Origin of the sequence: Alkalicoccobacillus gibsonii (assembly GCF_016798245.1) — a bacterium.
GTDB classification, from domain to species: domain Bacteria; phylum Bacillota; class Bacilli; order Bacillales; family Bacillaceae_D; genus Alkalicoccobacillus; species Alkalicoccobacillus gibsonii.
Map to the genome: position 1 here is coordinate 833,438 of NZ_JAEUZA010000002.1, position 15,072 is coordinate 848,509.

Sequence of the window (15,072 nt, forward strand, 5' to 3'; positions counted from 1 at the left end):
GACTAGTAAGAATAACTAAATGTACCTGGAGGAGTGAAAGTATGGAAGAGAAAAAAATGATCCTGAAGATGATCGAAGATGGTAAGGTAACTGCTGAAGAGGGAATTAAGTTACTTCAAGCGATTGAAAAGGACGACTCAACATCAAGCTCCACTCAGCTTTCAACAGAAGTGAACTGGGAAAAAGGGAATGAATCAAGAGAAAACAAAACGAAGTCTGAAGCTAGCTCTTATGCAACAAAGTTTACCGACTTCGTTGAAACAGCCTTTAAGAAAATTAAAGAAGCTGATTTTGATTTCAACTTTGGTTCTCATGTGGTAGTGGATCATACCTTCCATCACCGAGATGAAACACCAGAAGTGATTGATGTCTCACTTGAAAATGGGGCAATTACATTGGTTCCATGGGAAGAGTCTGATATCCGAGTTGAATGCCAAGCTCACGTTTACCGTGTAAAGGATTCAGAAGAGGCACGACGTATCTTCCTTCAAGAAACAGCTTTTGCTGTAGAAGATAAGAAACTTACTTTCCATTCAAAAGTGAAGTCACTTAAAGTTAAAACAACGATCTATGTCCCTAAATCAAGCTATGATCGTGTGAAGTTGTACAGCTTTAACGGAGAAATTACAGCTTCACATCTAGAAGTTGACACGCTTGATGTCAATACCTTAAATGGTGCGTTAACCTTTGAAGATGTGAAGGCGAAGAAAGCAAACGTAGAAACGGTAAATGGGAGCATTCAATTAAAGGATTCAACCATTCATCTTGTTGATGCAAAAACTTTAAATGGGACTGTGTTTGTAGGCGGGAAGATTCAAGATGCTGATATTGAAGCAATTAATGGAACGCTAACATATGAGCTTGAATCGCTGGATGAGGCAGGATTTGCTGAGTTAAAAACAACAACTGGAACCATTCATATCAACGTTCCATCATCCATTCGTCTTGAAGGCAAATTTAAAACGAATGTCGGCGGCGTTTCAAACGCAATGGCTGATTCTGAAGTGTTAGAGGAGAAGAAGGACTTTGCTAACCGCTCCTTGCATTTTGTTGGAAACCCAAGTGCTTCTCCGCGCGTAAAGGTAAGTGCTGTATCTAATACTGGCTCTATTAAAGCAAAAGATCTAGACTAAGAATAATGATTGGGGTCTGCCAGGTTAGCTGGCAGACCGCTTTTAAATAGGAGGGATGAAGGATGAAGAAATTATACCGGTCGCAAAATGACCGAAAACTAGCTGGGGTTTGTGGAGGTATTGCTGAGCAATACAACTTTGATGTCTCCCTACTGCGAATTATTTGGGCATTGCTTGTATTTTTCACGTCTGGAACAGCGCTTTTGATCTACATTATTATGGCCCTTGTGGTGCCGAATGAAGAGGAAATGTTTGATGATTAAATTTCTTGTAAGCTTGATATTAAATGCATTTGTTTTACTCTTAATTGATTTTTTATTTGAAGGTGTCACTCTAACTGGTTATGGGGCCGCCTTTGTAGCTAGTTTAGTACTTGCCATCTTAAACGTAACAGTTCGCCCAATTCTTATTTTGTTTACATTACCAGCGACGATCCTGACGTTAGGATTGTTTTTACTCGTTATCAATGGCATTACACTGTACTTGGCATCATGGTTTATGGGTGATGCTTTTGTGATCAACGGATTTGGGTTAGCTTTACTCGCTGCTTTGATCTTAACAATCTTTCAAACACTTCTCATCAACCCAATCAAATCTGCGAATTCGTAGTATGTCGACGGATCGTCCAATCATTTGGATGATTCGTCGTTTTTCTTTTAGCGGTTACTTGAATGTTTATACTCAAAACGTGCTAAAATGGGTTAGTACATAAGTGTGAAGAATGAAGCTTCTGAAGGGGTTGGACAGGAATGGCAAAAGTGACTGCAAATGACTTGTTAGAAAAGTTTCAATTTGAGCTAGTAGCCGGTGAAGAAGGAATCTATCGCCCGATAACAACGAGTGATATCTCTCGTCCTGGTATTGAGATGGCCGGTTTTTTTACATATTATCCAGCGCGAAGGCTCCAGTTAATTGGACGAACGGAATTGTCCTTTTTTAAACAATTGAGTGATCAAGAGAAAAAAGAACGGATGCTAAAGCTATGCACCTACGACACGCCGGGTGTCATCCTTTCAAGAGGATTGGAAGCACCTAAAGAACTAGTTGAAGCTGCCGAAGAGGTAGGTGTTCCTGTTCTTCGCTCGACACATACAACGACTCAGCTAAGTAGTCGACTGACCAACTTCCTTGAAGGTAGACTTGCTCCCTTAACGGCGATGCACGGAGTATTGGTTGATATTTATGGCATTGGTGTGTTGATCACAGGAAGTAGTGGAGTCGGGAAAAGTGAAACAGCCCTCGATTTAGTAAGAAGAGGTCACCGTCTTGTCGCTGATGACTCAGTAGAGATTAGACAACAGAATGAGGATACGTTAATAGGACATCCGCCAGAATTAATTCGACATCTGCTTGAAATTCGTGGTCTCGGTATCATTAACGTCATGACATTGTTTGGGGCAGGGGCTGTACGTCCATTTAAACGAATCAGCTTGTGTATCAACCTTGAAAACTGGGACCAAGGAAAAGCGTATGATCGTTTGGGATTGGATGAGGAAACGTTGAAGATCTTTGATGCGGAAATACCTAAACTGACTGTTCCGGTTCGACCAGGGCGAAACCTGGCCGTCATTATAGAAGTAGCAGCTATGAACTTTAGACTGAAACGTCTAGGATTTAATGCGGCGCAGGAATTCTCAGAGCGTTTAACAGAAGTGATTCAAGATGGAGACCGCGATGAGTACTAATCAATTAAAGCGGCTAAATGAGGTGTAGACATGGATGAAAACATACAAGCATTAAATCGAGTATTTTTTGAATTGGGGCCAATTACAATTTATTGGTACGGCGTCATTATTGGGCTAGGCGTGTTATTTGGATACATTCTAGCATCTAGGGAAAGTGTAAGAAGGGGTCTTCCTAAAGATATCTTTGCAGATCTCTTATTGTTTGCCTTGCCTATTGCGATTATCTCTGCACGTATTTACTATGTTATTTTCAGATGGGATCAATTCGCTGACGATCCTATTCGCGTTTTCTATATTTGGGAAGGTGGCATTGCGATTCATGGAGCATTAATCGGTTCTGTCATTACCGCCATTGTATTTGCTCGTAAGCGAGGCATTTCCTTCTGGAAGCTTGCGGATGTGGCAGCACCAAGTATTTTACTCGGACAGGCGATTGGGCGTTGGGGTAACTTTATGAACCAAGAAGTATACGGCGGAGAAGTTAGTAGAGCCTTTTTAGAAAATCTACATCTGCCAACGTTCATTATTGATCAAATGTACATTAATGGTACCTACTATCACCCGACCTTTTTATATGAATCCATCTTAAGCTTTATCGGAGTGGCTCTTCTGTTATGGCTTCGCCGCGTAAACCTACGTTTAGGTGAGCTATTCTTAATTTATGTAATCTGGTATTCGATCGCACGATTCTTTATCGAAGGCATCCGCTTAGACTACTTGTTAATTGGGGATGTTCTAAGAGTAGCGCAATTGATTTCGGTTGTGCTCGTAGTGGGTGCAGTTGCTCTCATTGTATACCGTCGCTTTGTCGTTCGTCCGCCTGGATATCTTGACGAAGACAAGCCAGTAAAAAAGAATAAGAAGAAGTAGAAAGGAAGGTTAGATGAAGAAAACGACACTGTTGTTTGATTTAGACGGAACTCTTATTAATACAAATGAATTAATTATCGCTTCATTTTTGCATACGCTGGGTCATTATCGACCGAATGAGTATACACGCGAAACCGTCCTGCCTTTTATTGGACCTACCCTCCAAGATACGTTCAGATCGATTGATGCTGAACGCTGGGAAGAAATGGTTGAAACGTATCGTGCTCACAATCATAAGCATCATGATGAGCTTGTAGAAGATTATCCGGGAGTGTATGAAGGACTCCGAAAGCTATATGACTTAGGCTTTAAGATGGCGATTGTTACAACAAAGAAAAACAAAACGGCTCATATGGGACTAAAGCTTAAAGGACTTGATGCCTTTTTTGATGTAGTCATTGGATTAGATGATGTGACAAAAGCTAAACCAGATCCAGAACCACTAATGAAAGCTCTAGAAGCACTTGGGTCCACACCTGAGGAAGCAATTATGGTGGGGGACAATTCCCACGACATACTTGGTGGCAAAAATGCAGGTGTGACAACGGCTGCAGTAGGTTGGGCCATTAAAGGAGAAGAATATCTTAAATCCTTTAACCCCGATTACATTCTGCACACAATGGATGACTTGCTTGATATCGTTGGAGTGACACAGTCGTGAGTCGAAAAACGGAACGCTATCCAGTTCCGTCGGCTAATTCTTTGTGGCATATCTATAAAACAGTTCCTTTTTTAAAGGTCATGAAGAATTTTGTTGTGATTCAGCTCGCTCGATACACGCCGTGGCTTGGTATGAAAAATTGGCTTTACCGCCATGGCTTACGGATGAAGGTGGGGGAGGAAACGGCTGTTGCTTTAATGGTGATGATGGACGTTATGTTCCCTGAAAAGATCTCGATCGGACGTAATTCGGTGATTGGTTACAATACAACATTGCTTGCTCATGAATATTTAATTAAGGAATATCGCTTAGGTGAGGTTAAGATTGGCGATGAAGTAATGATTGGTGCAAACAGTACCATTTTACCTGGAGTGACTATTGGCGACGGTGCCATTGTTTCAGCGTGTACTCTCGTTCATCGCGATGTTGAGCCCTATACATTTGTAGGTGGAAACCCTATGCAAGTGATTAAACAGCTTCCTCGTCCTGAAAAGGCATAGCAGTCAATGGCTATGCCTTTTTTTGTATCAATTTTGTCAAAAAGTAGTTTGTAATAAAGGAATTCCCCTACAAAATCAAGAACTAGTGATGAACCTTAGTTTTGTTTCAGGGGGGTGAAATCGTTGCTTACAATGAAAGAAATCATTGAATTAGACATTTTAAAAACATCTGCTGTAAAAACAGCATATCCAAGTCTACAAGAGCGTGTCGTTGAATGGGTATCGATAACGGAGGCACCTGTTGAAAACTTTGTGCGTAAAAATGAAATGGTGTTAACGACGGGAATTGGATACGCGCAGGAACCAGAGCGGTTTCATGAGTTTGTAGAAGATGTCATTCAATCAGGTGCATCAGGGCTTGGAGTCGCAACAGGTAGATATATAATGGACATTGATCAGCCTTGTATGGACTTGGCTGAAAAGCACGGTTTCCCGATTGTATGTTTGCCATGGGAAGTGCGATTTGCTGATGTGACCCAATCGATCACAACAAAAATTATGGATGTAAAAAAAGGATATATCGAAGAATTACAAACGATTGGACAAGAGCTATTATCAATTGTTCTAGGGGGCGGCACGCTCTCACAATTAACTCAATATATAAGCGATGAGTTACACTTGCCTACTTACATTACAGATGCTAACGGGGAACTAATGGGAGCAAGTACGTTAATCATAAAAGACCAATCGAGTTGGATTACTCTAATGAAAGAACAAGCGGATACACTTGCACAGCCTATCCCTGGAGGTCATGACCATCCTCTTTTAACAAAAGTTCAATCTGGGTCAACCTCTTTAGGTGCATTTTTACGCTTGCCCATCTCACAAGCAAAACAAACGGCACAAGGTTATGTCTATATGATCCTTGATCACAATCCAACATCTGTTCCAGATACATTTTTTATCGTTCTAGAGCATATTGGTACAGCTGCAGCCTTTTGGTTTTTACGTGAGAATGCAGTGCTGGAGACTCAAGCAAAGGTAAAGAACCACTTTGTATGGGAGCTTGCAAAGGATCTTTTTCGCTCAGAAGAAGAAATGCAGACTCGAGCAAAAACGTTAGGGTATCATTTGGATTTGCCATACGTGGCGATTGTTGGTTATCCTGACGTTACTCATTCGTTTTTCGGAAATACCTCACAGGAGGCGTGGTCTGTTAGTCTGGAGCATTACGTTGAAAAAGAAGTGAATCATGTAGCCAAATCAATTCATCATCAAGCCATGTCTACCTTCCAAAATAATCAACTGATTATTTTTTTAGAAGTAACTGAAGATGCTGAACGCGAGACAGTCCACAGTTTTTTAGACTTAATGAACCGTCGATTCATCAATCTCTTTCCAAGTGTGAATATGGATTGGGGAATTGGTGATGGTGGAGGCACGTTATCCACATTTTCGCAAAGCTATGAACAAGCATTCCAAGCTCTACAAATTGGCAAACGACGAAATGATCGATCACGTCGAGTGTTTTATTCAGATACTCGTGTCGATCGAGTATTACAAGCAATGGGAGATGATGCGGAGCTATATGACGTTGTACTAGAAGTCATTAAGCCTTTATATCAGTACGATCTTAAGCGAAATATGGATCTGATAGGTACCTTTACAACCTATCACCGTAATCAAAGTAAAATTAGTCAAACAGCTCGAGTTCTCCATTTGCACAGACAATCCTTGTTGTATCGGTTACGAAAAATTGAATCGCTAACACAGCTGTCTCTAGCAAACCCAGATGATGTTTTTTTACTCGAGCTTAGTATTCGAATTTGGAGAATGCAAAAAAAGATCTAAGCTCGATGAAAGATTATCTTTCATAAAGACAGATGGAATTCATGCTTTTTTGTTCGTTTGACTACAAGTTGGTTTAGAACTTCTTACATTTTGGTGATTGTTCATAGATGAACTCCTTGCATATAATTTAAGTATTCAGATGATTAAGTCTATTATTTGATGCGCTTGTTACTTTAAAGGAGGAATGAGGATGCTTTCATTCACGATGGAAGAATATCAGGATCGATTAAGAAAAACAAAACAAAGGATGGAGGCATCAGGAATTGAGGTTCTCCTATTAACCGATCCTGCCAATATGAATTATCTAACTGGGTACGATGGCTGGTCCTTTTACGTACATCAGCTGGTTGTGGTGATTATAGATGAAGCACAGCCCCTTTGGATTGGACGTTCACAGGATGCAAATGGTGCTAAACAAACGGCTTGGTTACATCATGACCACATTATTTCGTATCCAGAAGAATATGTTCAGTCTTTAAGTAAGCATCCAATGGACTTTGTTGCACAATTCTTAACAGAGATTGGCCAAGGAAACCGAGTTGTTGGAGTAGAGATGGATCAGTACTACTTCACAGCCTCCTGTTATCAGCATCTAAAGCAGCATCTGCCACTTGGACATTTAAAGGATGCAACGAACCTAGTCAACTGGGTACGACTCATAAAGTCTGATCAAGAAATTGAGTACATGAGGCGGGCAGCGCGTATTGTTGAGCGCTCTATGCAGGCAGGAATGGACGCCATTCAAGTCGGTGTACGTGAATGTGATGTCGCAGCAACGATCTATCAAACTCAAATATCAGGAACAGAAGAGTATGGGGGAGATTATCCTGCCATCGTTCCACTGCTTCCATCAGGAATTAAAACATCCTCACCTCATTTAACCTGGACAGATGGAACATATAAGCAAGGTGAAACCGTTATTTTAGAAATTGCAGGGTGTTATAAGCGGTATCATTCTCCGCTTGCTCGCACACTTGTTGTTGGTCAACCAGATCCACACATTTCTGAGCTTTCAAAGATTGTGATTGAAGGACTAAATGAAACCTTAGAGGCTACAAAACCAGGTATGACCTGTGGAGAAGTAGAAGCGGTTTGGCGAAAAAGTATAGCTCGGCATGGATTGGATAAAGAATCGAGACTCGGTTACGCAATGGGGCTGAACTATCCTCCTGATTGGGGCGAGCATACAGCAAGCCTTCGAAGGGGAGATACAACGGTACTCCAAGAGAACATGACCTTTCATGTCATTCCAGGCATGTGGTTTGATCATTTTGGAGTTGAGATTAGTGAATCGATTCGACTGACGAAAAGTGGATGTGAAACCTTTGCGGAGTTCCCAAGAGAACTTGTTTGTAAGCAACCAGATATCCACACCGCATCGTAAAATAAAGAGCTTGGGACATAACTCAAAATCAATTAGAAAATGGCGAATGATTTAACGAGCAAATTATTCGCGATTGGTGTTTTTGCAATACGAGCGTAGGGAGAACCTGAGACTCCTACGGAATAGTACGTGGTGAAGACCCTGTAGCGGCGATTTTTCCGCGGAAGGGGCTGAGGCCGTACCCGTGGAAAGCGAGGGATTCTCCTGTAGCGGATTTGTTGCGATGTTCGTATTTAAGTGATTGATTTAATGTTATGTCCCACCCTCAATCATATGGAATGATAAAGAAGGGAGAGGTTAAATGAGTCGTTTTGATGAGGCACGAATTGGTACAAAAGCTGTTTGGGGTGGAGAGAAGGACTACTTAGTACATGGAGCAACTCAAGTTCCAGTGATTCCAAGTGTGGCTTTTGGGTATGACGATATGGACGAGTGGTATGACGTAGCCATTGGAAAGAAAAAAGGGCATATCTACGGACGAAATACAAATCCTACCGTACAAGCATTTGAAGATAAGGTGAAGCTGCTTGAAGGGGCAAAGGCTGGAACTAGCTTCTCCACTGGAATGGCGGCTGTTAGTAATACGCTTTATACCTTTTTAGTACCAGGAGATCGTGTAGTAACCATTAAAGATACGTATGGTGGAACAAACAAGCTATTCACTGAGTTTCTTCCAAGGCTGCAAATTGAGGTTGCCTTTTGTGAAACGGGAAATCATGAACAAATTGAAAAGGAAATTGCAAAAGGGTGTACTCTTCTATACCTTGAAACCCCTACAAATCCAACCGTAAAGATTACAGATATCAAGCGTACAGCTCAATGTGCAAAAGCCTCAGGGGCACTTGTCGTTGTGGATAATACGTTTGCGACACCTATTAATCAAAACCCACTGACGCTCGGAGCAGATATAGTCATTCATAGCGCCACTAAGTTTCTTGGAGGACATGCAGATGCACTTGGGGGAGTAGTGGTTGGTAATGATGAAGAATTGGTAGAGGCAATCTATCATTACCGTGAGATTAATGGCGCCACCATGGATCCATGGGCTGCCTACTTATTACTCAGAGGAATGAAAACTTTGGATTTGCGTGTAAAACGCCAAGCGGAAAATGCGATGAAACTAGCAACATTCCTTGAACAAAGTGATTTGGTTGAGTCTGTCTTTTATCCAGGGCTCGAGACTCACCCCAATCATGAGATTGCGAAAAGTCAGATGAAGGGATATGGAGGCATGCTGAGTTTTGCTGTTAAAGGTGGAATCGACACAGTGCGAGAGTTATTGCCGAGGCTTGAATTTGCCAATCGAGCGGCAAATCTAGGATCAGTCGAAACAACCGTCGGTCCAGCACGAACAACTAGTCATGTGGAATGTACTCCAGAAGAACGTGCGGCTATGGGAATCTCAGAAGGACTAATCCGCGTTTCATGTGGAATTGAAGATCCGGAAGATATCTTGGCTGATTTTAAACAAGCGTTAGAATCTGTTGATGCTACGATTTCAACGAACTGAATGAACATAGATTATAAGAGGATGAGCCTGAGACATAACTCAAAATAAACGAGAAAATGGCGAATGATTCAATGAGCGAATCATTCGCCATTCGTGTTTTTGCGAAACAAGCGGAAGGAGAACCTGAGACTCCTACGGAACAGAACGCGGTGAAGACACTGTAGCGGCGCTTTTCCGCGAAAGGGGCTGAGGTTGTTCCCGTGGAAAGCGAAGGATTCTCCTGTAGCGGATATCTTGCTATTTTCGTGTTTTCGTGAGCGATTTACTGTTATGTCCCAGTCCCTTCCTTTTTTATTGTGAGTGAATTGACTATTATTTCTACATTTGCGCACTCGCAATGACACGAATTGGTTGACGCACAAGGAAGAGCGATGTAAACTATCAATAAATCCTTTACTTCGCTATTGATTTAGCGAACTAAAGCAAAACCGTATGATATACTGAAAATTAGATGAATTGATACATAGTGGGGTGCGAATATTGTCAAAGTTATTCATGTTTGAGAAACCTCTTGGCATGAGAGACACGTTGCCAGAGCTGTACGAAACAAAAACGTATTTACGAACTGAGATTGTGAATGAGATGAAGGGTTGGGGCTATCAAATGGTTGAGACGCCAACCGTTGAATATTACGATACAATTGGAGCAAAATCGGCTATTTTGGATCAACAACTGTTTAAGCTGATGGATAAACAAGGTTATTCATTGGTGCTTCGTCCAGATATGACAGCACCGATTGCACGACTTGTTTCTTCAAGCTTAAAACAAACGGCTTATCCCATTCGTTTAGGCTATCACTCCAACTTATTTAGAGCACAGCAATATGATGGCGGTCGTCCGGCTGAGTTTGAGCAAGTAGGTGCGGAGTTAATCGGTGATGGCTCAGTGAGTGCGGATGCTGAAACGATTGCTCTCTTAATTGAATCATTAAAAAGAACTGGATTACAGCAGTTTAAACTGGCCATAGGACATGTTGGCTTTGTTGACGCACTTCTTCTTGAGATTGTAGGGAATACGGAACGTGCAGAGGTACTTCGTCGTTTCCTATATGAAAAAAATTACGTTGGATTCAGGTCGCATGTTAAAGGACTTCAGCTTTCTTCTATTGATAAGAAGAGGCTGTTCGGTTTACTTAAGCTGCGTGGTGGAAATGAGTTATTTGAACAAGCCTGGAAGCTTGTTGAATCCGAACAAGGCAAAGCAGCACTTGAGGAATTACAGGAACTTTGGACTGTGTTAAAGGAATATGGACTCGACTCGTTTATAACGATGGATTTAAATCTTGTCCTTCATATGAGCTACTATACTGGTACGGTATTTGAAGTCTATAGTCAGGAGCTCGGTGTTCCACTTGGGAGTGGAGGGCGCTATGATGAGTTGCTACAGCAATTCAATCGTCCTGCTCAAGCAATAGGGTTTGGGATTCGCTTGGATCTGTTAGCAGAAGCAGTTGGACAAATCGCCCCAACTGAAAATCGGACATGTGTCATCTTTAGTCGAGAAAGACGAGCGGAAGCGATTGGCCAAGCGCGTCAATTAAGAGAAGAGGGACAGATTGTTGTTCTTCAAGATTTAAATGGGATTGCAAATGTGGATCAAATGAGTGAGGATTACGATGACATTCTCTATGTCATTGGAAAATCAAAGCAGGGAGGTCAAGCTGATGAGTGATTCATTAACCATTGCGATGCCAAAGGGCCGTATTTTTGAAGAAGCCTTAGACCTTCTGCGCAAAGCAGGATATCAGCTTCCCGAAGAATTTGATGATTCAAGAAAATTAATTATTGAAGTTCCAGAAGAGAATCTAAGATTCATCTTAGCGAAGCCAATGGATGTGCCAACCTATGTAGAGCATGGCGTGGCGGATGTAGGTGTGGCAGGGAAAGATGTCATGATTGAAGAAGAACGTGATGTGTATGAGGTACTTGATTTAAAAATTAGCGAGTGTTATATGGCCGTGGCGGGCTTGCCGGGTTATCAAAAGCAGGAGATCAATCCAAAGGTTGCTTCAAAATATCCGAATCTAGCTGCTCATTATTTTAAGAAACAAGGTGAACAGGTTGAGATCATTAAGCTAAATGGATCAATTGAACTGGCACCTCTAATCGGATTAGCTGATCGAATTGTAGATATCGTTTCATCGGGTCAAACGTTACGTGATAACGGACTGGTCGAGCTTGAAACCATTGAACCAATTACGTCGAGATTTATTGTGAACCCTGTAAGCTATCGGATGAAAGCGGAGCAAATTGATCGAATGGTAGAGCGATTGTTTGATGTGGTGGAGGGGGACAACGGATGAAGATTCAAAGAGTTGATCAATCTACAACGTTTAAGCGAACGGTAGAGGTCGGGAGAGAAAAGGAACAAAAAATTGTTGACTCCATTATTAAGGAAGTCCGAGATAATGGTGATGATGCATTGTTTCGCTATACCCGAGAGCTTGACGGAGCTGAACTCACGCAGTTAAAGGTTGAGCCCACTGAACTTGAGGAAGCCTATCAACACATTGAGCCAAACGTAATCGAAGCGATTCGTGAAGCGATTCATCGAATTCGTGATTTCCATCAAAGACAAGTGACGCAGTCTTGGATGACAACGAAAGCAGATGGCGTCATGCTTGGACAAAAAGTCACACCGCTTGATCGAGTAGGAGTGTATGTACCGGGTGGAAAGGCCGCTTATCCTTCAAGCATTATGATGAATATCATTCCGGCTCAGGTGGCAGGAGTAGGGGAGATCGCAATGGTCTCTCCCGTACAAAAAGACGGTAAGCTCCCAGCTGGGGTACTAGTTACAGCGAATGAATTAGGTGTAAAAGAAATCTATAAAATTGGTGGCGCCCAAGCGGTTGCAGCGCTTGCCTACGGAACAGAAACGATTGCACCTGTTGATAAAATTACGGGCCCAGGTAATATCTATGTTGCGCTTGCCAAGCGTGCAGTGTACGGCGTTGTGGACATTGATATGATCGCTGGACCAAGTGATATTACTGTACTAGCGGATGAAACAGCGATTCCGTCTCATGTGGCAGCTGATCTTCTTTCACAAGCAGAACATGATGAGTTAGCCACGGCTATATTAGTGACAGATTCAGAAGAGCTGGCTGAAGAAGTGTCAAATCAAGTTGAGCTACAGCTCAGCTCATTACCGAAAGAAGCGATCGCACGTGCATCAATTGAGGGGCAAGGTAAGATCTATGTCACGAAAGACTTAGAAGAATCAATTGATACCGTCAATCGAATTGCTCCTGAGCACCTAGAAATCATTGTTCAGAATCCAATGGAACAGCTAGGCAAGATTCGCCATGCTGGAGCCATTTTCTTAGGCCCATATACAACAGAACCAATTGGTGATTATTTTGCTGGACCAAACCACGTATTACCAACAGAAGGCACTGCGCGTTTTTCAAGCCCATTAAGTGTAGATGATTTTGTGAAAAAGTCTAGCGTGCTCTCCTATTCAAAAGAAGCATTATTAGCTCAGGCAGATGCCATCACAACACTTGCCAGATTAGAAGGTTTAGAAGCACACGCACGCGCAGTAGAGATTCGTTTAGGAGATGAGCAGAATGACTGAAGAAAAACGCAACGCTTCAATTGAGCGTAACACGGGAGAAACTCAAATTAAATTAGCTCTTGATATCGACGGAGAAGGAACAACTACACTAGATACAGGTGTTCCTTTTATGAACCATATGCTGGATCTTTTTGCGAAGCATGGTCAATTTAATTTGTCTGTGCAAGCAAATGGTGATACAGATGTGGATGACCATCATACAACAGAGGATATTGGGATCTGTCTCGGGCAGGTTGTAAAGGAAGCACTCGGAACGAAAAAAGGAATTAAGCGTTACGGAAATGCATTTATTCCTATGGATGAAACGTTGGCACAAGTTGTTGTCGATTTAAGTAATCGTCCGCATTTAGAGTTTAGAGCAGAGTTTCCTTCTCAAAAAGTAGGAACATTTGATACAGAGCTTGTTCATGAGTTTCTGTGGAAATTTGCGTTAGAGGCACGAATGAATCTACATGTGATTGTGCACTATGGTCATAACACACACCACATGATTGAGGCTGTGTTTAAAGCATTAGCACGTGCGTTAGATGATGCAACAATGATTGATCCGCGTGTAAAAGGAGTCCCTTCGTCGAAAGGAATGTTGTAGATGATAGGAATTGTTGATTATGGCATGGGTAATTTGCATAGTGTCAGTAAGGCATTGGAGCGAATTGGCCTGCCTTACCTCATCTCAGAGGATATAGAAGAGCTTAGCAAAACGGATGGATTACTTTTACCTGGTGTCGGTGCGTTTCCCGATGCAATGGAGATTTTAAATGAAACAGGTAAGAGCGAATTCCTTAAACAATGGGCAGCAGACGAAAAACCTTTAATGGGCATCTGTCTTGGCATGCAGCTGTTGTTTGACGAAAGCGAAGAACATCGACAAACACTAGGCTTGGGTTTATTACCTGGTAAGGTTATGAAATTCTCAGGTGTGACGAGTGAGGGTGAGCCTTATAAGATTCCACATATGGGATGGAATCAGCTCCAATTTCATCAGGATCATGCGATTCTTCATGAAGTCGAACCGGGTTATGTTTACTTTGTTCATTCGTACGCGGTTCAAACAGAAGATCAGGACATCCTGCTTGCGACCTCTGACTACCATCAGGACGTTCCTGCCATCGTTGGTCGAGGTTCTGTTGTCGGTACGCAATTCCATCCAGAGAAAAGTAGCCAGGTCGGAATGGAATTATTAAAGAATTTTGGACTCTTGGTTGAAAAAGGGGTGAAACAATTTGACTGAATTCATTATTTATCCTGCGATTGATATGAGGGATGGGAAATGTGTTCGCTTGGTCCAAGGAGATTACGACCAAGAGACAGTGTACGGGGATTCTCCATTTGAGATGGCGAAATCTTTTGCCGAAGCTGGGGCCAAATGGATCCATATGGTCGATCTTGATGGTGCAAAGGCCAAACAACGAGTCAATCATGAATATGTTGTGCGTGTGGCAAAAGAATTAGATGCGCGTGTGCAAATTGGTGGTGGGATTCGCTCGGCAGAGGATGTTGCTTATTATTTGGAGCGCGGTGTAGATCGAGTCATTCTTGGAAGTGTTGCTGTTCAAAATCCTGATTTTACGAAAGAGATGCTTGCTACATATGGTGGGGATCGAATTGTCATTGGAATTGATGCAAGAGATGGGTACGTAGCAACAGAAGGATGGCTTGAAACATCGGAAGTAAAAGCAGAGGACTTGGCTCGTGAAATGGTTCGCTTTGGTGCACAGACTTTTATTTTTACTGACATTGCTCGTGATGGGATGTTGTCAGGACCAAATACAGAAGCCATTGAAGCTTTAGCCATAGCAAGTGGTGCAGCTGTCATTGCATCTGGTGGAGTCAGTACACTAGAAGATCTGGATAAGCTGGCAGTGAAACAATCATCAGGCATTGACGGAGCAATTGTCGGAAAAGCCTTATATACGAACCGTTTTACGCTTGAAGAAGCCCTGGAAAGAAAGGGGTAAT

16 protein-coding genes are annotated in these 15,072 nt (G+C 42.2%); all 16 read left to right on the forward strand.

Annotated features, from left to right (window positions below):
• Positions 1-41: 41 nt before the first annotated feature.
• The 16 genes from JNO66_RS10770 (at position 42) to hisA (ending at position 15,071) form a co-directional block, all read left to right on the forward strand.
• A complete protein-coding gene (locus JNO66_RS10770; RefSeq protein WP_203088242.1) occupies positions 42-1,133 on the forward strand; it encodes a DUF4097 family beta strand repeat-containing protein in 1,092 nt (363 codons plus the stop codon).
• A 62-nt stretch (positions 1,134-1,195) separates the two neighbouring features.
• Positions 1,196-1,396, forward strand: coding sequence for a PspC domain-containing protein (locus tag JNO66_RS10775; RefSeq protein ID WP_203088243.1), 201 nt, complete (start codon positions 1,196-1,198; stop codon positions 1,394-1,396).
• On the forward strand, positions 1,389-1,742 hold the full coding sequence (locus JNO66_RS10780) for a phage holin family protein (RefSeq protein ID WP_203088244.1): 354 nt from the start codon (positions 1,389-1,391) through the stop codon (positions 1,740-1,742). The genes JNO66_RS10775 and JNO66_RS10780 overlap by 8 nt, the downstream gene beginning before the upstream one ends.
• 140 nt (positions 1,743-1,882) lie before the next feature.
• Positions 1,883-2,818 (forward strand): HPr(Ser) kinase/phosphatase, encoded by a 936-nt coding sequence (gene hprK, locus JNO66_RS10785; RefSeq protein ID WP_203088245.1) that lies wholly within the window; start codon positions 1,883-1,885, stop codon positions 2,816-2,818.
• Between the two features lie 30 nt (positions 2,819-2,848).
• Entirely contained in the window at positions 2,849-3,688 is an 840-nt protein-coding gene (lgt, locus tag JNO66_RS10790) for a prolipoprotein diacylglyceryl transferase (protein ID WP_203088246.1), read from the forward strand.
• Between the two features lie 13 nt (positions 3,689-3,701).
• Positions 3,702-4,349, forward strand: coding sequence for a pyrophosphatase PpaX (gene ppaX, locus JNO66_RS10795; protein ID WP_203088247.1), 648 nt, complete (start codon positions 3,702-3,704; stop codon positions 4,347-4,349).
• On the forward strand, positions 4,346-4,849 hold the full coding sequence (locus tag JNO66_RS10800; RefSeq protein ID WP_203088248.1) for an acyltransferase: 504 nt from the start codon (positions 4,346-4,348) through the stop codon (positions 4,847-4,849). Before ppaX ends, JNO66_RS10800 begins: the two co-directional genes overlap by 4 nt.
• Before the next feature lie 132 nt (positions 4,850-4,981).
• The gene (locus JNO66_RS10805) at positions 4,982-6,640 is read left to right on the forward strand and encodes a PucR family transcriptional regulator (RefSeq protein ID WP_246483261.1); all 1,659 of its coding nucleotides are present in this window, start codon (positions 4,982-4,984) and stop codon (positions 6,638-6,640) included.
• A 190-nt stretch (positions 6,641-6,830) separates the two neighbouring features.
• On the forward strand, positions 6,831-8,024 hold the full coding sequence (locus JNO66_RS10810; protein WP_203088250.1) for a M24 family metallopeptidase: 1,194 nt from the start codon (positions 6,831-6,833) through the stop codon (positions 8,022-8,024).
• Positions 8,025-8,325: 301 nt separating this feature from the next.
• Entirely contained in the window at positions 8,326-9,534 is a 1,209-nt protein-coding gene (locus JNO66_RS10815) for a cystathionine gamma-synthase family protein (RefSeq protein WP_203088251.1), read from the forward strand.
• 495 nt (positions 9,535-10,029) lie between these two features.
• On the forward strand, positions 10,030-11,205 hold the full coding sequence (locus tag JNO66_RS10820; RefSeq protein ID WP_203088440.1) for an ATP phosphoribosyltransferase regulatory subunit: 1,176 nt from the start codon (positions 10,030-10,032) through the stop codon (positions 11,203-11,205).
• Entirely contained in the window at positions 11,198-11,836 is a 639-nt protein-coding gene (gene hisG / locus JNO66_RS10825) for an ATP phosphoribosyltransferase (RefSeq protein WP_203088252.1), read from the forward strand. Before JNO66_RS10820 ends, hisG begins: the two co-directional genes overlap by 8 nt.
• Positions 11,833-13,113 carry a histidinol dehydrogenase gene (hisD, locus tag JNO66_RS10830; protein ID WP_203088253.1) on the forward strand — a complete coding sequence of 427 codons (1,281 nt, stop codon included), beginning with the start codon at positions 11,833-11,835 and terminating at the stop codon, positions 13,111-13,113. The genes hisG and hisD overlap by 4 nt, the downstream gene beginning before the upstream one ends.
• Positions 13,106-13,702 (forward strand): imidazoleglycerol-phosphate dehydratase HisB, encoded by a 597-nt coding sequence (gene hisB / locus JNO66_RS10835; RefSeq protein WP_203088254.1) that lies wholly within the window; start codon positions 13,106-13,108, stop codon positions 13,700-13,702. Before hisD ends, hisB begins: the two co-directional genes overlap by 8 nt.
• Positions 13,703-14,344 carry an imidazole glycerol phosphate synthase subunit HisH gene (hisH, locus tag JNO66_RS10840; RefSeq protein WP_203088255.1) on the forward strand — a complete coding sequence of 214 codons (642 nt, stop codon included), beginning with the start codon at positions 13,703-13,705 and terminating at the stop codon, positions 14,342-14,344.
• Positions 14,337-15,071 (forward strand): 1-(5-phosphoribosyl)-5-[(5-phosphoribosylamino)methylideneamino]imidazole-4-carboxamide isomerase, encoded by a 735-nt coding sequence (hisA, locus tag JNO66_RS10845; protein ID WP_203088256.1) that lies wholly within the window; start codon positions 14,337-14,339, stop codon positions 15,069-15,071. The genes hisH and hisA overlap by 8 nt, the downstream gene beginning before the upstream one ends.
• Position 15,072: the final 1 nt, after the last annotated feature.

Bases quoted from the DNA above. Each gene is read 5' to 3' on its own strand.
- JNO66_RS10770 (WP_203088242.1), top strand. From the start codon at position 42: ATGGAAGAGAAAAAAATGATCCTGAAGATGATCGAAGATGGTAAGGTA.
- JNO66_RS10775 (WP_203088243.1), top strand. From the start codon at position 1,196: ATGAAGAAATTATACCGGTCGCAAAATGACCGAAAACTAGCTGGGGTT.
- JNO66_RS10780 (WP_203088244.1), top strand. From the start codon at position 1,389: ATGATTAAATTTCTTGTAAGCTTGATATTAAATGCATTTGTTTTACTC.
- hprK (WP_203088245.1), top strand. From the start codon at position 1,883: ATGGCAAAAGTGACTGCAAATGACTTGTTAGAAAAGTTTCAATTTGAG.
- lgt (WP_203088246.1), top strand. From the start codon at position 2,849: ATGGATGAAAACATACAAGCATTAAATCGAGTATTTTTTGAATTGGGG.
- ppaX (WP_203088247.1), top strand. From the start codon at position 3,702: ATGAAGAAAACGACACTGTTGTTTGATTTAGACGGAACTCTTATTAAT.
- JNO66_RS10805 (WP_246483261.1), top strand. From the start codon at position 4,982: ATGAAAGAAATCATTGAATTAGACATTTTAAAAACATCTGCTGTAAAA.
- JNO66_RS10810 (WP_203088250.1), top strand. From the start codon at position 6,831: ATGCTTTCATTCACGATGGAAGAATATCAGGATCGATTAAGAAAAACA.
- JNO66_RS10815 (WP_203088251.1), top strand. From the start codon at position 8,326: ATGAGTCGTTTTGATGAGGCACGAATTGGTACAAAAGCTGTTTGGGGT.
- JNO66_RS10820 (WP_203088440.1), top strand. From the start codon at position 10,030: ATGTTTGAGAAACCTCTTGGCATGAGAGACACGTTGCCAGAGCTGTAC.
- hisG (WP_203088252.1), top strand. From the start codon at position 11,198: ATGAGTGATTCATTAACCATTGCGATGCCAAAGGGCCGTATTTTTGAA.
- hisD (WP_203088253.1), top strand. From the start codon at position 11,833: ATGAAGATTCAAAGAGTTGATCAATCTACAACGTTTAAGCGAACGGTA.
- hisB (WP_203088254.1), top strand. From the start codon at position 13,106: ATGACTGAAGAAAAACGCAACGCTTCAATTGAGCGTAACACGGGAGAA.
- hisH (WP_203088255.1), top strand. From the start codon at position 13,703: ATGATAGGAATTGTTGATTATGGCATGGGTAATTTGCATAGTGTCAGT.